18 protein-coding genes are annotated in these 20749 nt (G+C 32.9%); 4 read left to right on the plus strand and 14 right to left on the minus strand.

The window, feature by feature from the left end; genetic code table 11:
- Window positions 1-55: 55 nt before the first annotated feature.
- Together CLJU_RS18410 and tsaD are read right to left on the minus strand one after the other, a co-directional pair.
- Entirely contained in the window at window positions 56-3502 is a 3447-nt protein-coding gene (locus tag CLJU_RS18410) for a pyruvate carboxylase (RefSeq protein ID WP_192847893.1), read from the minus strand.
- 507 nt (window positions 3503-4009) lie between these two features.
- The gene (gene tsaD / locus CLJU_RS18415) at window positions 4010-5035 is read right to left on the minus strand and encodes a tRNA (adenosine(37)-N6)-threonylcarbamoyltransferase complex transferase subunit TsaD (RefSeq protein WP_013240344.1); all 1026 of its coding nucleotides are present in this window, start codon (window positions 5033-5035) and stop codon (window positions 4010-4012) included.
- 184 nt (window positions 5036-5219) lie between these two features.
- On the opposite strand from tsaD, the gene CLJU_RS18420 reads away from it, so the two are divergent.
- The 4 genes from CLJU_RS18420 to CLJU_RS18435 all read left to right on the plus strand — a co-directional run bounded on the left by CLJU_RS18420 (window position 5220) and on the right by CLJU_RS18435 (window position 8320).
- On the plus strand, window positions 5220-5927 hold the full coding sequence (locus tag CLJU_RS18420; protein ID WP_013240345.1) for a lantibiotic protection ABC transporter ATP-binding protein: 708 nt from the start codon (window positions 5220-5222) through the stop codon (window positions 5925-5927).
- Between the two features lies 1 nt (window position 5928).
- On the plus strand, window positions 5929-6684 hold the full coding sequence (locus tag CLJU_RS18425; protein ID WP_013240346.1) for a lantibiotic immunity ABC transporter MutE/EpiE family permease subunit: 756 nt from the start codon (window positions 5929-5931) through the stop codon (window positions 6682-6684).
- The gene (locus CLJU_RS18430; RefSeq protein ID WP_013240347.1) at window positions 6685-7446 is read left to right on the plus strand and encodes a lantibiotic immunity ABC transporter MutG family permease subunit; all 762 of its coding nucleotides are present in this window, start codon (window positions 6685-6687) and stop codon (window positions 7444-7446) included.
- 244 nt (window positions 7447-7690) lie between these two features.
- Window positions 7691-8320 (plus strand): RusA family crossover junction endodeoxyribonuclease, encoded by a 630-nt coding sequence (locus tag CLJU_RS18435; protein WP_192847895.1) that lies wholly within the window; start codon window positions 7691-7693, stop codon window positions 8318-8320.
- A 191-nt stretch (window positions 8321-8511) separates the two neighbouring features.
- Here CLJU_RS18435 and CLJU_RS18440 read toward each other — a convergent pair whose 3' ends face one another.
- From CLJU_RS18440 to acsE, 12 genes are all read right to left on the minus strand, one after another.
- Complete coding sequence (locus CLJU_RS18440; protein WP_013240349.1) at window positions 8512-9096, minus strand: DUF1836 domain-containing protein; 585 nt, start codon at window positions 9094-9096, stop codon at window positions 8512-8514.
- Between the two features lie 371 nt (window positions 9097-9467).
- Window positions 9468-9842, minus strand: coding sequence for a DUF1667 domain-containing protein (locus tag CLJU_RS18445; protein ID WP_013240350.1), 375 nt, complete (start codon window positions 9840-9842; stop codon window positions 9468-9470).
- Window position 9843: 1 nt separating this feature from the next.
- Window positions 9844-11109: an NAD(P)/FAD-dependent oxidoreductase gene (locus CLJU_RS18450; RefSeq protein WP_013240351.1), complete on the minus strand. Its 1266-nt coding sequence runs from the start codon at window positions 11107-11109 to the stop codon at window positions 9844-9846.
- A 66-nt stretch (window positions 11110-11175) separates the two neighbouring features.
- Window positions 11176-12630 carry an NAD(P)/FAD-dependent oxidoreductase gene (locus tag CLJU_RS18455; protein ID WP_013240352.1) on the minus strand — a complete coding sequence of 485 codons (1455 nt, stop codon included), beginning with the start codon at window positions 12628-12630 and terminating at the stop codon, window positions 11176-11178.
- A gap of 199 nt (window positions 12631-12829) precedes the next feature.
- The gene (locus CLJU_RS18460; protein WP_013240353.1) at window positions 12830-13672 is read right to left on the minus strand and encodes a formate/nitrite transporter family protein; all 843 of its coding nucleotides are present in this window, start codon (window positions 13670-13672) and stop codon (window positions 12830-12832) included.
- A gap of 24 nt (window positions 13673-13696) precedes the next feature.
- The gene (locus CLJU_RS18465; protein ID WP_013240354.1) at window positions 13697-14332 is read right to left on the minus strand and encodes a DUF3786 domain-containing protein; all 636 of its coding nucleotides are present in this window, start codon (window positions 14330-14332) and stop codon (window positions 13697-13699) included.
- Between the two features lie 149 nt (window positions 14333-14481).
- A complete protein-coding gene (locus CLJU_RS18470) occupies window positions 14482-14826 on the minus strand; it encodes a DUF8180 domain-containing protein (protein WP_013240355.1) in 345 nt (114 codons plus the stop codon).
- 23 nt (window positions 14827-14849) lie between these two features.
- Entirely contained in the window at window positions 14850-15044 is a 195-nt protein-coding gene (locus CLJU_RS18475) for a CooT family nickel-binding protein (protein ID WP_013240356.1), read from the minus strand.
- Window positions 15045-15212: 168 nt separating this feature from the next.
- Complete coding sequence (gene acsV, locus CLJU_RS18480) at window positions 15213-17147, minus strand: corrinoid activation/regeneration protein AcsV (protein ID WP_013240357.1); 1935 nt, start codon at window positions 17145-17147, stop codon at window positions 15213-15215.
- Between the two features lie 37 nt (window positions 17148-17184).
- On the minus strand, window positions 17185-17559 hold the full coding sequence (gcvH, locus tag CLJU_RS18485; RefSeq protein WP_013240358.1) for a glycine cleavage system protein GcvH: 375 nt from the start codon (window positions 17557-17559) through the stop codon (window positions 17185-17187).
- A 155-nt stretch (window positions 17560-17714) separates the two neighbouring features.
- Window positions 17715-19841: an acetyl-CoA decarbonylase/synthase complex subunit alpha/beta gene (gene acsB / locus CLJU_RS18490; protein WP_013240359.1), complete on the minus strand. Its 2127-nt coding sequence runs from the start codon at window positions 19839-19841 to the stop codon at window positions 17715-17717.
- Between the two features lie 58 nt (window positions 19842-19899).
- Window positions 19900-20685, minus strand: coding sequence for a carbon monoxide dehydrogenase/acetyl-CoA synthase methytransferase subunit (acsE, locus tag CLJU_RS18495; protein ID WP_013240360.1), 786 nt, complete (start codon window positions 20683-20685; stop codon window positions 19900-19902).
- Window positions 20686-20749 lie beyond the last annotated feature (64 nt).

Raw genomic sequence — 20749 nt, forward strand, 5'->3', positions numbered from 1 at the left:
TATTAAAAAACAAGGTACTATTAGAAACCCTAATAGTACCTTTAATAATATTTATCTATTTTAATCTAATTAAAAGTTCTCCAGTTTTAACTCTCTGGCCTTCTTTTACAAATACTCCATCAATTACCCCTGCTTCAGCAGCTGAAACATTTGTTTCCATTTTCATAGCCTCTATTACAATTAAGCTCTGGCCCTCTTCTACTTTATCTCCTGGTTTTACAAGTACTTTAACAATGTTTCCAGGTATACTTGATCCTATTTCTTTTTCATCATCTTCATCTGCCATAACACATGAATTTTCTTTTATTCCTGATCCGGAGAAAGCCAAGTTATCTTTTATCCTTATGTCTCTCTTAATACCATTTACCTCAAATACTAAGAATCTATATCCTTCATCATCAACTTTTGTAATCTCTAATAACTGTACAAATAAACTCTTTCCTTCTCCTATTTCAACTTCACAAAGTTCTCCTTCCGCAAGTCCATAGAAAAATGTTTCACTTTCCATTCTGCTAAGATCACCATATTCACTTAAGAATTTGAGATAACCTTCATATACATCAGGATACATAGCATAGCTTATAAGCTCTTTATTATTAAATTCTCTCTTATATTTTTTAGTTAAATACTCTTTTATTTTGGCAAAATCTTCTGGTGGTAAAAGTTCTCCTGGTCTTACCTTAAAAGGTTCTTCTCCCTTTAAAACTACTTTTTGAAGTTCTTCTGGAAATCCTCCCATAGGCTGACCCATCATTCCTTTGAAGAAAGAAATTGTAGAGTCTGGGAAAGCTAAATTTTTTCCTTTTTCATAAATGTTCTTTTCATCTAAATCATTTTGTATCATAAATATAGCCAGGTCTCCTACCATTTTTGAAGAAGGAGTTACTTTAATTATGTTGCCAAGCATTTTATTAACTCGCTTATACATTTCTTTTACATCTTCAAAACGATCTCCCAACCCAAAACTTTCAACCTGAGGTTTTAAGTTTGAATATTGGCCTCCTGGTATCTCATACTTGTATATTTCTGCAGTACTTGACTTAAGTCCCGACTCAAACTGACTATATATAGGTCTTACATCTTCCCAATAGTTAGATATTTTTTGAAGATTATCTGCATCTAACTTAGTATCTCTATTTGTATTTTTAAGTGCTGCTGCTATTGAATTCAAAGCTGGCTGGCTAGTAAGCCCAGACATACTGTTGAATGCAGTATCAGCTATATCAAGTCCTGCATCGGCAGCCATAAGTACTGTTGCCACACCATTACCTGTAGTGTCATGAGTATGAAGATGTATTGGAATAGAGATTTCATTCTTAAGTGCTTTTACAAGTTTATAAGCAGAATATGGCTTTAATAGGGCAGACATATCCTTTATTCCAAGAATCTGTGCTCCAGTTTTCTCTATTTCTTTAGCTAAGTTTATATAGTACTGAAGGGTATATTTATCCTCTTTGTCATCTAATACATCTCCTGTATAGCACATACATGCTTCAGCTATTTTTCCTTCTTTTAATGTCTGATCTATAGCAACTTCCATTCCTTTGAGCCAGTTTAGAGAGTCAAATATTCTAAATACATCAATACCTGAAGTTGAAGATTGTTTTATAAATTCTCTAATAACGTTATCTGGATAGTTCTTATATCCTACTGCATTAGCTCCTCTTATGAGCATCTGGAATAGTATATTAGGAACCTTTTCTCTAAGTTTTTCAAGTCTTTCCCAAGGAGATTCATTTAAAAATCTATAGGCTACATCAAAAGTTGCTCCTCCCCACATTTCCATGGAGAAAAGATCGTTTGCTAATACCGATTGTGCTTTTGCTATCTTAAGCAAATCTCTAGTTCTCACCCTAGTTGCCATAAGTGACTGATGGGCATCTCTCATAGTAGTATCTGTAATAAGAAGCTTATCTTGTGACTTTATCCAGTCAACTAATCCATCTGCTCCTTTGGTATCAAGTATTTGCTTCGTCCCACTTAATTTAATATCTTCCTCTACTTTTGGTACAATAGGTATATTGAATTTCTTCTTCTTTCCACGAGTCTCATTTACTACTTTATTTCCTATAAATTTAAGTACACTCATCTCTTTATCTAGTTTTGGTTTTATATCAAATAAATCTGGATTATCTTCAATAAAATTAGTATCACATTCACCTTTTATAAACTTTTCATGACTTAATACTTTTATTATAAAGTCTGCATTTGTCTTTACTCCTGATATAACAGTCTCATTTATAGACCTTATTGCCTTTCTTATGGCATCTTCAAAAGTTCTTGACCAAGATACAGTTTTTACTAGCAAACTATCATAATGAGGACTTATTACTGCGCCTGTAAATCCATTTCCTCCATCAAGTCTTATGCCAAATCCAGAACCAGTTCTATACATATCTATTCTTCCTGTATCTGGTGCAAAATTATTTAAAGGATCTTCTGTAGTAATTCTGCATTGTATTGCATATCCTTTTAACTCTATATCATCTTGAGACTTTATTCCTATTTCCTTAGAATCAAGTGAATGTCCTTCTGCAATAAGTATTTGATCTTGAACTATATCTATTCCTGTAACCATTTCAGTTACGGTATGTTCTACCTGAATTCTAGTATTCATCTCTATGAAATAGTGATTTCCGTTTTTATCAACCAAAAACTCCAAGGTACCTGCACTTGTATATCCTACAGTTCTTGCAATTTTTAAAGCATCTTCGCATATTTGTTGTCTTTTCTCTTCTGAAAGGGCTAAAGATGGTGTAAATTCTATAACCTTTTGATGTCTCCTCTGTATTGAACAATCTCTTTCATACAGATGGACAATATTGCCGTACTTATCTCCAAGTACCTGCACCTCTATGTGTTTTGGACTTTCAATATATTTTTCAATATATATTTTTTCTGAACCAAAAGCTTTTCTGGATTCATTTTTAGCACTGTTGTAGGATTCTACGAGATCTTTTTCTTCCCTTACTATTCTCATTCCTCTGCCGCCACCGCCATCAGCTGCTTTAATCATAACAGGATATCCACAGAACTTAGCAAATTTTAAAGCTTCTTCTTCTGTCTTTATAGCCTCTTGAACTCCTGGTATTGTTGGAACTCCAGCCTTTTGTGCAACAATTTTAGACTTTATCTTATCGCCAAGCATCTCCATCATATCTGATGTAGGCCCTATAAATTCAATACCTGCTTCTTTACACTTTTTTGCCAATTCAGGATTTTCTGATAAAAATCCATAACCCGGATGTATTGCATCTACATTTTTCTTCAAAGCTATGTCTATTATTTCATCAATATCTAAATATGCTTCTACAGGTCCCTTATTTTTCCCTATCATATAGGATTCATCAGCTTTAGTTCTGAAAAGAGATCTCTTATCCTCATTTGAATATATTGCTACAGTAGTTATTCCCAATTCTTTACATGCTCTGAATATTCTTATGGCTATTTCTCCTCTATTCGCTACAAGAACCCTCTTAAACCTCTTTAACAAGTAATCCATCCCCTTTTATAAAAATTATATATTTTGTATAAATATTAATATTCATTAATATTTATTAATATTTACTATTAAATATCTGAGTCACATTACTATTATATATAAGTATCAAAATTATTTCAATTGAATTTTTATTTTTTTTGCCTTGCATAACAGTTTATTTTGAAAACCTTCTTGTATAGTGTGTGAATACTGTATGTATACGTTACAATGGAATTTGTTGTCTACAGTTTATAGTTTGGCAATATATATATTAATATGTTATTTGCAATTTTTCTTTATACAGAAAATCAATATCGATACCATTTATTATATATCGTGTAATGCATTTTGTAAATAGTATATTCTATATATTATTTATGCTACTCAATATATTGTGGTAAATTATTCAACATGATAGAGTTTCTAAACGAAAATAAACTTATACTCCGAATATTTTGGTAAGCCGCAAATACGGTTAAATATTCTTACGTATAAGTTTATTTTTAAGTTAGAAACTCTATAACTTATCTATCTTTCTCCTAGTTTTAAGTTTGGAATTGCATTTAAACTTAGAGGACTTCTAGTCCCTTTCATATACTCAAAATATGCAGCACTTCCTATCATAGCTCCGTTGTCCGTGCATAATATAATTTCTGGGAACAAGATTTCTATATTTTTTTCACAGCCTGCATTTTTTAAAGTTTCTCTAAGACAACTATTTGCAGCTACTCCTCCTGCTACAGCTATTTTATCTACATTTTTCAACTTGCATGCCTTCATGGCGTTATCTACTAAAAAGCTTACTACAGCCTTTTGAAACGATGCTGCTACATCAGCTCTATTTATGTCTTCATTTTTCATTTTCTTTTGATTTAAATAGTTTAACACAGCAGATTTTAAACCACTAAATGAAAAATCAAGGGAACTTTCATCGTGAAAATTTGCCCTAGGAAATTTAATTGCATCTGGATTTCCTTCTTTAGCTAACTTATCAATTTTAGGTCCCCCTGGATATCCAAGTCCAATAGCTCTTGCAACTTTATCATAGGCTTCTCCAGCTGCATCATCTCTAGTTTGACCCATAACCTCAAATTTTCCATAGTCCTTCATATAAACCAGATAAGTATGTCCTCCAGATACAACCATACATACAAAAGGCGGTTTTAAATCTTTATATTGTATAAAATTAGCACTTATATGACCTTCTATGTGATTTACTCCTACTAAAGGCTTATTAAGTGCATAAGCCAAACCCTTTGCATATTGAAGACCTACAAGAAGTGCCCCTACAAGCCCTGGTCCATAAGTAACTCCTACGGCATCTATATCATCAAATGTAATACCAGCCTTTTCAATAGCCTGCTGTGCTACAAGACTTACAACCTCTATATGTTTCCTAGAAGCCACTTCTGGCACTACACCTCCAAATTTTGTATGTATATCTATCTGTGAAGATATTATATTAGACAAAACATTTCTTCCATTCACCACTACAGCTGCAGAAGTTTCATCACAGCTGCTCTCTATAGCAAGTATTTTTATATCTCTTTCCATAATTTCTTACCTTCCTACATTCCATATAAAGTTATTAAACGCATTCGTTTATCTACCATTGAATTATACTACTTATCCTTTTTATAGTATAGTAACATTGGAAAAAATTGCACCCTAGTGGTACATCTTTATAAAATCTTTATAATTATAAATTACTATGTAATCAAACAGGAGGATGATTACAATGAATGATTTAATTTTAGAGACTAAAGATCTCTGTAAAAATTTCAAGGGACAAATGGCAGTGAACAATATATCACTTAAAGTCAAAAAAAATTCTATTTATGGGCTTCTTGGACCAAATGGAGCAGGAAAATCTACAGCACTAAAAATGATCACTGGAATGCTGCGTAAAAGTAGTGGAGAAATCTTTTTTGAAGGCCATAATTGGAGCAGAAATGATTTGAAAAATGTGGGAGCGTTAATTGAAGGTGCACCCCTTTATGGAAATCTTACTGCAAAGGAAAATTTAAAAGTACGTACTACAGTTTTGGGACTACCTGATAAGAGAATTGATGAAGTTCTTGAAATAGTTGATTTGAAAAATACAGGTAAAAAAAGAGCACAGCAATTTTCTATGGGAATGAAGCAAAGGCTTGGAATTGCAATTGCTCTTTTAAACAATCCAAAGCTTTTAATTCTAGACGAACCCACTAATGGATTGGATCCTTTTGGTATACAGGAACTTCGTGAATTGATTCGATCTTTTCCGAAGCAGGGAATTACAGTGATATTGTCGAGTCACATACTAAGTGAAGTTGAACAGGTAGTTCAAGAAATTGGAATTATTTCAGGTGGAATTTTAGGATATCAGGGAGATATGAAAAAGGGAGAAGATCTTGAAAAATTGTTTATAGAAGTTGCTGGAAAATATAGAAGGGACGGTGAATAGTATGGAAGCTTATTTTAAATCAGAATATTTGAAGATAAAGCATACATTTATAGGAAAGCTCATTTTTCTGGCACCAATTTTTACAATACTTTGTACATTGGCACTAGAACCTACATATTTTCAAATAAACATGTATAACTGGTGGTACTCAATGCTGCTTCCAGGAATGGTATCTTTATTATGTACATTAGTTGCTGTCAAAGACAACAAAATGAAAAACATGGCAGTCCTCTCACTTCCTGTAGATCTTAAAAAAGTATGGATATCCAAGATACTTGTGTGTATGCTTATGATTGTTATTGCTTCTATAATTCATTTATTTGGAGTTGTAGTAATTGGTAATGTTCTTCCTTTTCAAAATCCAGAAGGAAGAATTCCAATAACAAGCTCAGCATTAGGGAGTTTAGTTTTAATCATTACTTTTTTATGGCAGGTACCTCTTTGCTTGTTTCTCGGAAGTAAAGTTGGAATGTTTCCAACAATATTAATTAATATTGTTGCATATGAATTAGGGGCGGTAATATTTTCTCTAAAAAAAGTATTATGGTTAATACCATATGCAATTCCAGCTAGATTAATGTGTCCAATTGTGAAAATACTTCCAAATGGACTTCCAGCTGTTCCTGGAAGTAAAAGATTTGAACCTGAGTTATTATCACACAGTGTTATTTTACCTGGAATTATAATTACATTAGTTTTATTTGTAATACTTACAATTTTAACTGCAAAATGGTATGAAGGACAGGAGGCAAAATAAATGGGTAAACTTTTTAAACTTATAAGATCAGATTTTCAGAAAATACATCATACTCCAATAATATGGATACACATTATAGTTCCAATACTAATTTCAACGCTATGTGTGGCATATTACACATCATCGCCTGCAACTGTAGACAATGTTTCAAAGGTAGGATTTTATATACAAGTCTTATCAGCAGGATTTCCGCTTATAATTGGAATTGTCTGTGCCATGGTTGTAGAACAGGAAGCTGATGCAGGAAATTTTCAGGAACTTTTGATGGCAAGGCATAAACTGCTTAAGTTTTTCAGCAAATTGTGTATGCTACTTCTTATGGGATTAGGTTCTTTAATTGTGGCTATTGGTATTTTAGGTTTGGGATTAGAATTTTTGGCTCATAAAAATGTATTTAGTGCAGTGTTTTATGGAAAGATGACTTTAATTTTATTGTTTTGTGAAATCTTTTTATACTTATTACATTTGTTGTGTAGTTTTAGGTTTGGAAGTGGAGCGTCTATAGGGCTTGGAATATCAGAAAGTTTAATTACTGCCCTTATGCTTACAGGACTTGGAGATGGAATTTGGAAATGGACTCCTTGCAGCTGGGGAGGTAGAATACCCGATTATTATATTAGTCTAAAAATTGATAATGGTAAGCATTTGTTTTTAATAAATGAATTTCATAATGGGATATATATTTGTTTAATTGCCACTATTTTGTTATTTTTAATAAGCTTTTTATGGTATAACTATTTTGAGGGAAGAAGTGAAAATTAAAAGGACGTAATAGTATTACAAATTTATTTATAAAGCTGAACGGAGGTTCAACGAAACTATCCCATTCTGAAGAACTTGGTGGTGCAAAGGTATTAATAAAAATACCTATAAATCATATTATTTAAAACTTACGCACTTCATTGTACTTCATAATTATTTCCCGGGACTTAAAACTCATGCGTGTGATATAATATATGTATAATATTCACTGATATAAACTTAAATTACTGGAGAAATAAATATGATCAAACCTTATGCAAAAATTATAGTAAAAGGTTCTCCTATATCTAAGTCAAATTTTAAGCTGTTTAACGTAAATGGAAGAGCCATATTGCCCTATAATTCCGGGAAATATCACGACAGATATGCTCTGTACGAAGAAGAAATAGCTTATGAATGCAGGAGTCAAAATCCTGGACTAGTTATAGAAGAATCCCTTATAGCCCTTTTAAAAGTATACTATAAGAGTAAAAAAAGACACCCTGATACCAACAACATAACTAAAAGTATATTTGATGGTATTGAAAAAAGTGGACTCATAATAAATGATGCCCAGATTAGAAGATTAATCATAGAAGAACATTACGATCAGGATTATCCTAGATTTGAACTGGAGTTATTTGGTGAGAGTACCTATGACATGGACTACAATGTTTTTAAAAAGACTACCATGGATGAACCTATAAACTATTCACCTCCTCCAAATAGGAAAAGAAGTTTTAAAAACACTAAAAAAACATCAAGTTTCCATGAGGATCATGAACATCGCGTATGTGAAATTTGCCAAAAATCAGTAAGTAGTAGTGAACTAATATCTGCAAACAAAGGTACAGTCATGATTTGCAAAGATTGTTTTAATAAACTATTTAAATAATTTTTTAATATCTTATTGTACTTGTACATAAACAGAGTTCTTGGCATCAGATGGAGTTTTGACTCCACCTAATGCTTAGAAATCGTTATCCAGGGACGTAGCTGCTCTAATACTCCCACTTAGAGAAGTGGAAGTATTAGAGCAGGTAGTCATCGGATAAATTTGCAAGTTTGCAAGTTTATGTACACAATTTATTTTCCAAAGAAATTATCTATTATACTTTCTGCCATTTTCTTTTCTATATTCGCCCTTACAATCAACATAACTACAACTGTTATAAGTTTATTTTCATCCTGTTCTAATTCTTCCCCATTACAATTAAAGGTATCATTCTCAGTAATTTTAGATTTAAAATCTTTTACAAAACTCTCCACTTGAATTTTTTCTATTTTTAAAAAATCCTGATATATCTTATCTAAATCTTTTGTATGATCTTCTCCTTCTTTTATGGATTTAGCTAGAGAGGAAAATAAGCTCTGTATATCACCTATGGATAAAATTTGTTTTAAGTAATATGTCAATATAATAAGTATCATATGCTGCTTAGAATATTTTTTCTTTTTAGGCGGCATTAGTATACCTGCTTTAGTATAATTGTTTATCATAGTTTTAGTAATAGCCGTATCTTCTTTATTTCTCTTTAAATATCCTAACTTTTCTTCAATAAAAGTAGTTACCTGATCCATATATAAATCTATATCTGGTATGCTTTCAAGTTTTAACTGTGTAAAGTTTCCAAGCTGATTTGTCAATTCATCTAATGTAGTTTTATCCATATTATACCTCCTAGCTTTATCCGATGGCTACCATCCGTAATACCCCCATCTTCTTTGTATGAAACTCCTTCTCCTATTGTCGAAGGAGTAAGTGATTCGCACAAAATCATAGATTTTGGCTCTCTACTTAACTGGGGGATAACGGCTGCTACACCCCTGGATAACGATTTCCCCTAAAGGATAACGCCTTCTAAGTGCTAAAGCACTAAGAATCCTGTTAATAAGTTTCAGATGGAGAAAAAACTCCACCTGAAACCAAGAACTCTGTTTATCTCCAGTAAATTCTTAATATTATTATAACATATTCTTCTAGAATAATATTTATTTACTGTTATACTACTGTTTACTTGCTGTAGCAAAAAATAAGAAGGTTAGCTTCTCTTACTTCTTTTTACATTTTTCGTAGCTATAATATTTATTCCTGAATTTACTACATTTTCTACTATTATATCTCCTATTTTAATAGGTGCCTTAACTATTTTCCCCTTGAGCAGCTTTATACAATCAAATACCCTATCTTTAGGGATGTCCCTTTCTGTTTTAACTGGAAGTACATCTATTTCTCCGCCTTCTACATATACAGAAGAAGTAACTATCCTAGTAGGATTAGTACATTCCTTTTCTCCATACTCTTTTCCATTTTTACAGGTGTTTCCAGTAACTTCTACAACTTTATCCTTATTAATCTTAACTAAAAGCTGACATCCTATAGGACATCCTATACAAGTTAATTCTCTTGTACTCATACTACTGCTCCCTTTCCAGCTTTATTGTTATCTCCTTACAATTCGTATATTTATTCAGCAGCTCTTTACTAATCTTAACTGTTTCCATTTTTCCTGGAGTAAGTATCCTCTTTTTTATATACATTTCTCTTGTCTTATCAAAATAAACTGATATAAAACTATCTTCAAATACATCCCCTACTCTAAATCTAACATCTACTGATTTTTCTACATTTTTAGGATTTATATACTTTGGTACTGTATACCTGACACCACTAGCAGCTATAACTTCTATTTTATATCCACTAAATCTTTTCTCACCCTTTACATATCTAGCTGCATTCTTACCTGCATTTATACTTTCTAATGCTACATTATCTACTAAATCATGAACATGCAATACATTTCCACAGGCAAATATTCCGTCTACATTAGTCTCTAAACTTTCATCGACTATAGGTCCTCCTGTTACATCAGATAAATTTATTTCAGCTTTTCTCGAAAGTTCATTTTCTGGCAAAAGTCCAACAGATAAAAGCAAAGTATCACAAGGTATATATTCTTCAGTACCCTTGACAGGCTTTCTATCTTTACCTACTGCAGCAATAGTCACGCCTTCTACTCTTTCCTTTCCCTTTATGTCTATTACGGTATAGCTTAATTTCAGTGGAATTTCAAAATCATCAAGGCACTGCACTATATTTCTCTTAAGCCCGCTAGAATAAGGTAAAAGTTCCACAACTGCTTTTACCTTTGCCCCCTCAAGCGTCATTCTTCTTGCCATTATGAGACCTATATCACCAGAACCAAGTATTACAACTTCCTTTCCCGGCATATATCCTTCTACATTTACAAATTTTTGAGCTGCTCCTGCTGTATATATCCCAGCACATCTGCTTCCCGGTATATTTATGGCTCCTCTTGGTCTTTCCCTACATCCCATAGATAAAATTATAGATTTAGCCTTTATTTCAATTATACCTTCTTCTTCATTCACAGCCGTTATACACTTATCTTTATTTAAATCAAGCACCATAGTATTTAATTTATATTGTATCTTTAAATCTTCTACCTTATCTATAAATCTCTGAGCATATTCAGGTCCTGTCAATTCTTCTTTAAAAGTATGGAGACCAAATCCATTATGAATACATTGATTTAATATTCCCCCTAGCTCATTTTCCCTCTCTAGTATAATTATATTATTTATCCCTGCTTCTTTAACTGATATAGCAGCTGCAAGCCCTGCAGGTCCGCCTCCTATTATTACTACATCATATTCTTGCATATTTTAAACCTCCAAATCATCCTAATTTATCCGATGGCTACCCGCTGCCCATCCATAACTCTCCCATCACACACAGCGAAAGCGATTTACTCCTTCTTTGTCTTTCCCTACTAATATATTTGAATGATTTCCAAACTTAGTTACTTCTTGTGGTGAAATCTTCAATTCTCTTGCCAAAATCTCAACTACTCTCGGTGAGCAAAATCCTGACTGACATCTTCCCATACCTGACCTAGTTCTCTTTTTCACAGCATCCATTGTTCTTGCACCAAGAGGTCTCCTTATGGCATCTAATATTTCTCCTTCTGTAACAGTTTCGCATCTACATATAATTTTACCATACTTTGGGTTACTGGCAATCATACGTTTTCTCTCTTCATTTGTCATTTCTCTAAATTTAGGCATTCCTTTTCTTATAGGGTTAAACTTATCGTTCTTTTCCGGTTTTAACTTGCTAACTACAATATCTCTAACCATTTCTGCTATAGCAGGGGAACTGGTTAAACCAGGTGATTCAATACCTGCTGCATTTATAAAATTCTCCGCATCCTCTGCTTCTCCAATTATAAAGTCTCCTTCTACACTATGTGCCCTAAGCCCAGAAAAAGAAGTTATGATCTGTTTCATTTGCAGCTTATTTACACTTAAAGCTGCCTTAGAAATTACAAAATCTATCCCTCTACTTGTAGTAGTTAAGTCTGTTTTATCTTCTATATCTTCTGCATCAGGCCCTATAAGCAAATTTCCATCTACTGTAGGAGTAACTAAAACTCCTTTTCCCTTCTTAGTAGGTAATTGAAATATAGTCATTGAAACTGTATGTTCTGCTGTCTTATCAAATAAACAATATTCCCCTTTTCTTGGAACTATTTTAATTTTCCTAGCACTTATCATATTATTAATCTCATCTGAAAACAATCCTGCTGCGTTTATTATAAGTTTCGTTTCTATATTTTCTCTATTTGTTTCTATTATATAAAATCCCTTACTCTCTTTTAAAGATATTACTCTTGTATTTAATTTAAATTTCACTCCATTTACAGCTGCATTTTCAGCCAGTGCTATGGTCATTTCATAAGGACAAACTATTCCTCCCGTTGGAGCATGTAGTGCAGCAACTACATTTTTTGATATGTTGGGTTCTACTTCTCTTACTTTATCCCCACCTATTATTTCAAGATCAGTAACTCCATTTTCAATTCCCTGCTGTTTTAATTTCTCCAGATTTTTCACCTCAGATTTATTAAAGCAAAGCACTAATGAACCAACCTTTTTAAATGTGAAATCTAATTCTTTAGAGAGGTTATCAAACATACTATTCCCAATCACATTTAGTTTACTTTTTAACGTATTTGGATCTGCATCAAACCCTGCATGAACTATACCACTATTTGCTTTGCTAGTACCATTTCCCACGTCAGAATCTTTTTCTACAACACATATATTAAGTTTATATCTACATAACTCTCTTGCTATAGCATTTCCAACAACTCCAGCTCCTATAATAGTAACATCAAACACCGAATATTCCTCCTTATGTAATAGTAAAAAATAAAAAGAGCCAAACTTAAGGCACCAATTAAATGTCTTAAAATTTTGGCTCTCTTTTTATTCTGTCATAACCATATTTCTTAATATTAGCTTAAGTTTAACATATGATATCACACTATTCAAGAATAAAGAATGATAATTAAATAACAATTGAGGGTATAAAAATGCCTTATTTACATACGCTTTCCTTTGGTTTAGAAGATTTATATTTATAAACAACAAAATATGCTAATCCAACAAATATTGATCCTCCAACTATATTACCTAAAGTTACAGGTATTAAATTATGAACTATTCCAGCTGCAGATACTATTTTATCCTGTGAAATTCCTGATGCTGCTACAAATGAAGGATTGGATTTTGCAAAAAGCCCAGCTGTTAAAAAATACATATTGGCAACACTATGCTCAAATCCACAAGTCACAAAAGTCATTATAGGAAACCATATTATTACAATTTTACTTATTATATCTTTAGCTGCAAAAGCACCCCACACTGCAAGACATACTAAAAAATTACACATTATTCCGCTGCAGAAAGCAGTGCCAAAAGAAAGTGATGCTTTAGTTGAAGCTACCTTTATAACCGTTCCACCAAGCTTTCCACTACTCATTCCAAAAGTCCCCGATTCAAATACCAAAAAAGCTACAATAACTGATCCTATAAAATTAAATATGTAAACTACTATCCAATTTTTAATCATAGGCTTAAGGGTTACTTCCTTGCCAACTAATGGTACAACCATAAGACAATTCCCTGTAAAAAGCTCTGCTCCACATATAACCACTAATATAAGTCCTACCGGGAAAACAGCTCCCCCTACAAACTTTGAAACTCCAACATTTGTTATACCATGAGATGCAACGGCAGAAACAACACCACCACATGCAATAAACGCCCCCGCGAGTATTCCAAGTACTGCTTGTTGGTAAGTCTTTAATGCTGCCTTAGAACAACCCGCTCCTACAGCAGCATTACATATTTCATTTGGCTTTAACATATTATTTTCCATTTCGAGACCCCCATCTCTTATTTCCTATTTCTTATATGCTAAATTTGTTATAATTCCTATAGATGTGTCTCCTACTACAGCTAAATCTTCAGCCGTAAAATAGAATGGCACATTACTATTGAATAATATCTGGGACGAAGGTGCAAATTCTTCATCACCTTCCCATAATGCAAAAATAACATATATGTTGTTTAAAAATCTAAATTTATAAGCAGCATCCCCCATGCTTACTTCTTGAGCTCCTAGACTTTCAAAAACTTCTTTAAATTTGTTTATATTGTTCCCAAAGGTTTTAGATAATCTTAATAGACATCTCCCATAAAAATTATTATAATACACATTTCCGCCATCCACTTCTCTATAGGTTATATATTTATCAGAAGGTGCTAATCCTTTGCCCTGCATCAGATATCTCAAAATTAAAGTTCTAGGAGGATATTTTTCCATTTCAGAACCATCCTCATTAAGAACCTCACCGGAAGGATATTTTACTATTACATTTTTCCCCATCAATTTTACTTCTATTTCTCCTCTGGATTCATTGTATACGCACCCTGTATTTTTTGCCATTTCTTCAGGTTTAAAATTCTTAAATACACTTTTATAGTGATCATAGGGTATTTCATCCTTTGGTTTTTTGTCTATACCATTCTTGTACATCTATTACATCCCTCCAAAACAAATAGCATTATTATTTTTTTAATTTTCTAATAATTATATAATCTCCTCATAGATGGTATATATGGCTAAACAACTTCAATCCTATATCTTTCTATAAAATTGAAGTTGTTTAACAAACTTAATCTAAGCTATTCCATATGCTTTTCCGCTTCTTCCAACATATTGTCAGCTTGCTTCATAAAGTCGATTGCCTTTTCAATAAATTGTGAAGTTTCTACTTTTCCCATATTTTTTGCTTTCTCTACCCATTCTGCAAATCCTTCTTCATGGGACTTATTATGCTCCACCCAATGACTTAAAAGTATCTTTAATGTTTTTTCTTCCTTACTTTCATCTCCATCTAACATTTCATGTGTATGATGGTGATCATCATCGTGAACATGTGTATGAGTATGAGCTATACCATCATGATAATGTTCATGAGTATGAGGTGTATTGTCATGATGATGGTGGCATTCATGTTCGTTGTTCATTATAGTACCTCCTTATACAATAGCTACATTGCTTTTTCTATTACAATCTTATGCTCCAAAAGTCTTACTTCCTTTAACATTCCTTCTATTATCTCTTCTTCTCCTAAAATGTCTGTCAATGACAACTTACCATTTTCTTTCGGAACTATATCCACTACATAATCCATAATTTTACGTTCACCTTCAGGTGTTACCAAATAAGCTGTTGATTCACACATTTTCAATTACCTCCTCTTAAATTTTACACATAAACAGGGTACCAATTCTGATATCAGAATAAATGTTTACCCTAAGTTAAAAATTAACTTTCAATTTAAGTATACTCCTTTTACTATGTTATTAAAATAACATAACGATAAAATGGCAACATACCAATTTCAATATGACTAAAGAGATTTTTCTAAAAGCTTCTTAACAGTAGGAAATTTTTCTATATCCGTGTGTGGTAAAAAACAAGCTGATACAAACTGATCCATATATAATGGATCTACACTAAGTTCTACATAGGTCATATGATTTGCTATTTCCTCCAACTTGTGCCTTGCATCCTCACTCATCAGTGTCAAATAGCATCCCATAAGAGAACTATTACCTATATAATTTATTTTATCTTGGTCTATATCAGGCAGCATTCCTATCTTTACAGCATTACCTATATTTAAACTATTTCCTATACCTCCTGCTATATAGATTTTATCTATCATGGTAAAATCCATCCCCAGGTTATTTAAAAGTGTAGTAATTCCAGAATAAATTGCTGCTTTTGCCCTAATAAAGTTGTCTATATCCACATCTGTTATACTTACATCTCTATCCAAATCATATTGTTCTTTAAAAACTAAAATATATTCCCCAATTCCATTTTCATCAAATCTAATCCTATTAGTTTTTAAATTTTTTACTATTTTGCCCTTCCTATCAATAATTCCTGCAAACATCATTGAACATATTAAATCTATAATACCTGAGCCACATATTCCAAGAGGCTTTTCATTGCCAATAACGCTAATTATAGGTTCATAGTCGCTGCCTATTTTAACCTTTTCTATGGCGCCTCCTGATGCCCTCATTCCGCAACTTATTTCACCACCTTCAAAGGCAGGTCCTGCAGAACAAGCACAGGTCATCAGATATTCTTTATTTCCAAATACAATCTCACCATTTGTTCCTAAATCTATAAATAGTATATTATCTTCAGTATTCCACATTCCCGAAGACAATACACCTGCAGTTATATCTCCCCCTACATAACTTGCTACACAAGGGATTAAATATATAAATGTTTCAGGGTTAACTTCTATATTTAGCTCGGAAGCTTTTATAAAAGGAGTCTTAACAAAAGCAGGTATATATGGCTCCATTCTTAAAAAATTTGAATACAACCCCAAAAAAAGATGAGACATAGTTGTATTACCAGCCGTAACAAAGGATACCACTTGTTCCTTTCTTATTCCTGAATCCATATACATCTTATTTAAGAGGGGATTTATAGTTTCCTGTATCACTGCGTGATTCAATTCCTGTAGTCCGTTACCTTTAGTAGAATACATTATTCTGTTTATAACATCTGCTCCATACTTTATTTGAGCATTTCCAGATGAGGCTTTTGCAATTAATTCACCATTGTATAAATCCACCAAACACGCTGCCACAGATGTAGTGCCAATATCCACTGCCACTCCATAAATCTTATCTGTCGTATCCCCTTTTTCTATATCAATAATTGTAGTTTTACCTACTCCTCTAGGTATATGAGTTATGGTTACTTTAAAATCTGACTCTCTCAAAAGCTGAGGTATCTTCCTCAATATGGGTAATCTACAAAATACACTATTACAATTTAAATAATTTTTAATATGCCTTTTTAATCTTTCAAAATCAGATATATTATCATTTAAATTAGGAAGATCTAACTCTAAATAGTCCTTCCTTACATAAGTCTTAAATTCCATACCACATTTTAATATTTGATTTTTAGCTCTTTCAAATATTTCATATTCTCTCTTGCTTGAGAAATCTTCTATTTTCATTCCATGCATTGAAGAGGATGCAGTCCCTGGTATTTCTACTGATATATCTTCTTTAACCTCACACTGACAGGCAAGCACATATCCTTCCTTTTTTTCTTTTTCCGTAATATGTCTGCTATCTTCTGATATAACATTTCCAGCTGTTATCTTAACTTTACATTTTCCACAGGACCCACTTCCATTACATGGAGTGTCTATAAATACACCTGCTTTTCTTATAGCCTCCAGCAGATTTTCTCCTTCTAAAACATCTATTTCTTTGTTGTATGGAGTAAATTTAACTTTTACCATATTTTGTGAATACCTCCTTGTGAAAAGTAACCTTTGTTTATTTCAAACCTGCTTCATATTCAGAAGCATCTACTAAGTTTTTAACTTCTCCACTGTCTTTTACTTTTATTTTTACTATCCATGCATCATAAGCATTTTCATTTATATATTCTGGTTCATCATCTAGTTTCTCATTAACTTCCAATACTTCTCCAGATAATGGAGATATTACATCTGAAGCCTTTTTAGATGATTCAACAACTCCAAGAGAAACTCCTTGAGTAATTTCATCTCCTACATCTGGCATTTCTACAAATAATATCTCTCCAAGTTGATCCTGTGCAAAATCACTTATGCCTATAAGTGCTGTGTCTCCTTCAATCTTTGCCCATGTGTGTTCTTTGCTATACTTTAATTCTTTTGGAAAATCCATAAATAACACTCCTTTATAAATTAAATTTTTATAATTGGATGAGTAAACGGTTTATACAAAATTCCAGACTTACACTCTCAACTTAATGATTCATTAATTAAAACAATAGTGACAGCTGTTCCTGTCACTATCATTTAAGTACTTAAAAAATTTTACTACATTATTGGATCCATCTTTAATGCAGGATGACCTTTTTCTTCCAAGAATTTTACTACGTCTTCAGATTCTGTAGCTATAGTTTCATCACAGATCATATCTGCAAAATTATCTATATCATATAATTCCTTTGCTGTCTTATTTAATTTTTCTGCAACAAAGTCTTTTAATTCTTTTGGCATCCAAACTATTCTGCCAAGTCCGCCTTCACCTTTCATAAACTTCTTTGAAGCTATGAATTGTCTTCCATGTCCCATAAATCCTGGAGTCTGAACTCCACCACCTGTCATAGATGCAAGTTCACCAAATGTCATTCCAAGAGGAGTTGTTGCACCAAATTCTCTGTTTACCATTACAACACCATTTGCTTCTGGCATTATACCTGTAATACACTCAAAACATCCACAGGAAGTCATTGGATCTTGTAATATACTGTATAATGTAACACTAGTTACAGCACCTTGAGAAATTTTTGAAACAGTTTCATTTACTTTTTCCCAAATACCTAAATTTTCATCAACTACGCCTTCTTTTGGAACTGCCTGGCATGGTCCTGTTGGATTTAATTCAAGTGTAGCTTTAGCATCAAGCCATGAAACTGCACCGCAAAGTCCAAGTCTTTCAGGAGTTACTATACATACATGTGCAGGTGCAAAGGATTGACACAAATTACATGAATAGAAAGTATCAACTTTTTCATCAACTAATGATTCAAGTCTTGCATCTCTTTCTGAATATCTTGGTACAGCATATTTGCCTTCCAATTCTTCAGCCTTATCTGGATCAGTTATTATAGTTACTTCACATTTGTCTACAACTGAACCAAATTCATCTAACATTTTAGCGTATATTACTTCACCAAAATGTTTCAATCTAAATCCTTTTTCAAAAGCTTCCTTACCTATTCTTACCCAAGTAAGATTTCTCTGACCAACATGCATTACTCCTTCTATATAGTTTAAGAAGTAGTGAAGTCTTCTTTCAAGCACTGGCTCAAAATCCTTCTGCATATTTGTTCCACTTACTTTAATAAGCATTCCAAGAGGCATTCTTCCAGGAGCTTTATCTATAGTATCTATATCTGGTCCTATAACCTCTATCTTGTGATCTTCAACTTCTCCCTGATCTGCACACATAACTAATTCCCAAGCTTTAGTCTTATTTCCACCAAACTCTGCAAGCATATCATTCTTTCTTATTCTTTCACCTTCAAATGCTGCTGCAAAGGAAACTGGAATTGGGATCTCAGTTATCTTTATCTTTATATTTCTAGCTTCTAATGAAGTTTTAACCATTTTATCATAATCTTTTTGAGTTAACAACAATGTAGGAACTTCTGGTACAACCTGATCAGTTAGTACAGGGAATCCAAGTGCTATAGCTCCTGCACCTGCTGAAACTACAAGTTCGCTTAATGGTCCGAATGCATTTACAAAAGCAGGTACTCTTTCTGCTGTATATTTTAATATATCATTTAACTGACCGCCCTTAATTCCTCCGAATATAAGTGCAGCTCTTATAGCTACAGTTACAACATGAATTACAGATGTAACATCATATCCAAGTGGAATAACCCTGAGGTCAAGTCCCATCTTAACTTTTCCTTCTATTGCCTGGTCAATTACTTTTCCAACTAAGCATGTTAAAAGACCTTTTGATTGATAATCCTTTATAATTTTAGCTGCAGTCTCTGCATCTGGACATTCTCCTAATATAACTGCTACACCTGGTATATCTCCAGTAACAAGTGGTACACCAAGAGAACGAATTATTGGGTCAGATATAAATCCTACACATGGTTCTGCGTAAGGAGCATCGGAAAGAACATACTTTGCAGCTTCTATAATTTCTGCTGCAACAGCTGTTGCAAGTCCTGAATTTAAAAGCTTATCAAGCATTTCCTCCTCAACTATCAAACTTCTTACTATATCTAATGCACCTTCTAATTCTCCTACAGTAGTTATCTTTTTTCCTGTAGCTGCAAAAATTACTGGTAGTGAATATGCAGTATCAGGAAATGCTACTTTATAGTCTTTACCCTTCTCGTCAACAGCTTGTTTTACTATGCCTTCAGCAGCTGCTAGAGCCTGCTTTGAACCAGTGAATACAGTTTGAAATAAATTCATTTTTAGCCCCTCCTAATTTAAAATATTATATATTATAGCTCTAAATTATAACTCTAAATTACAACTCTAAGTAAGAATCTGCATATAAAACAGCACCATTTACAACATCACAAGTCTTTATTGTCTCCATTAATCTCTTGTCACATGGATTCATTATTGCAGAAGTAAGACCACATTGTATTGCCATAGCTGCAAAAGTTGCATCCATTATTGGTCTTATTTCCTTAGGTGCTCCATTTGAAACATTACTTAATCCACAGCAAGTTCTAAGACCCATATCACTTATTAATTTAATAGCCTCTAATACTTCTTTTTGTTTATCCTGCATGCCCTTTATTACTAAGAATAATGGATCAAACAGTAAATCTGTAGGCTCCATTCCAAGACCCATACCTTTTTCAAGCATTTCAGTGCAATATGCTATTCTTTCATCATTGTCTTTTGTTATTCCTTCTTTTGCACAAAGTGCTATGCTCATAGCATCATATTCTGCAGCTAAGTCTATATTCCCAATTCTTTCTCCTGCATCTGCAGAATTTATGATAGGTTTTCCTTTTTCTCTATTGTAAACTTTAAGTCCTGCCTCTATAGCCTTCTTATTTGTTGTATCAAGTGCTAGTGGAACGTTGTCAAATTCACTTTGGAGAGCCTTAACACCCCACTGCATAATTTCTTCCCCATCTTTTCTTGCTGGTCCTATATTAAAATCTAGATAATTAGCTCCTGCATCCAATTGTTCTTTTGCTCTTTTGAATATTGGTTCAGGATTTCTTTCCTCAATAGCCTTTCTTATAGATGGAGATATGCAGTGAATTCTTTCGCCTATGATCATAAATTTATCCATGTTCAGATGACCTCCTATTTACCTTAATCTTTATAAACTAGTATTAATTTATATTGTCAGGCAA

Origin of the sequence: Clostridium ljungdahlii DSM 13528 (genome assembly GCF_000143685.1) — a bacterium.
GTDB lineage: Bacteria > Bacillota > Clostridia > Clostridiales > Clostridiaceae > Clostridium_B > Clostridium_B ljungdahlii.

What these genes read in the sequence shown, in the direction of transcription:
- CLJU_RS18420 (WP_013240345.1), top strand. Translation starts at nt 5,220, where the DNA reads ATGAATGATTTAATTTTAGAGACTAAAGATCTCTGTAAAAATTTCAAG.
- tsaD (WP_013240344.1), bottom strand. Translation starts at nt 5,035, where the DNA reads ATGGAAAGAGATATAAAAATACTTGCTATAGAGAGCAGCTGTGATGAA.
- CLJU_RS18425 (WP_013240346.1), top strand. Translation starts at nt 5,929, where the DNA reads ATGGAAGCTTATTTTAAATCAGAATATTTGAAGATAAAGCATACATTT.
- CLJU_RS18430 (WP_013240347.1), top strand. Translation starts at nt 6,685, where the DNA reads ATGGGTAAACTTTTTAAACTTATAAGATCAGATTTTCAGAAAATACAT.
- gcvH (WP_013240358.1), bottom strand. Translation starts at nt 17,559, where the DNA reads ATGGATTTTCCAAAAGAATTAAAGTATAGCAAAGAACACACATGGGCA.
- CLJU_RS18475 (WP_013240356.1), bottom strand. Translation starts at nt 15,044, where the DNA reads ATGTGTGAATCAACAGCTTATTTGGTAACACCTGAAGGTGAACGTAAA.
- CLJU_RS18465 (WP_013240354.1), bottom strand. Translation starts at nt 14,332, where the DNA reads ATGTACAAGAATGGTATAGACAAAAAACCAAAGGATGAAATACCCTAT.
- CLJU_RS18470 (WP_013240355.1), bottom strand. Translation starts at nt 14,826, where the DNA reads ATGAACAACGAACATGAATGCCACCATCATCATGACAATACACCTCAT.
- CLJU_RS18450 (WP_013240351.1), bottom strand. Translation starts at nt 11,109, where the DNA reads ATGCAAGAATATGATGTAGTAATAATAGGAGGCGGACCTGCAGGGCTT.
- acsE (WP_013240360.1), bottom strand. Translation starts at nt 20,685, where the DNA reads ATGGATAAATTTATGATCATAGGCGAAAGAATTCACTGCATATCTCCA.
- CLJU_RS18410 (WP_192847893.1), bottom strand. Translation starts at nt 3,502, where the DNA reads ATGGATTACTTGTTAAAGAGGTTTAAGAGGGTTCTTGTAGCGAATAGA.
- CLJU_RS18460 (WP_013240353.1), bottom strand. Translation starts at nt 13,672, where the DNA reads ATGGAAAATAATATGTTAAAGCCAAATGAAATATGTAATGCTGCTGTA.
- CLJU_RS18440 (WP_013240349.1), bottom strand. Translation starts at nt 9,096, where the DNA reads ATGGATAAAACTACATTAGATGAATTGACAAATCAGCTTGGAAACTTT.
- acsB (WP_013240359.1), bottom strand. Translation starts at nt 19,841, where the DNA reads ATGAATTTATTTCAAACTGTATTCACTGGTTCAAAGCAGGCTCTAGCA.
- acsV (WP_013240357.1), bottom strand. Translation starts at nt 17,147, where the DNA reads ATGGTAAAAGTTAAATTTACTCCATACAACAAAGAAATAGATGTTTTA.
- CLJU_RS18445 (WP_013240350.1), bottom strand. Translation starts at nt 9,842, where the DNA reads ATGAGTACAAGAGAATTAACTTGTATAGGATGTCCTATAGGATGTCAG.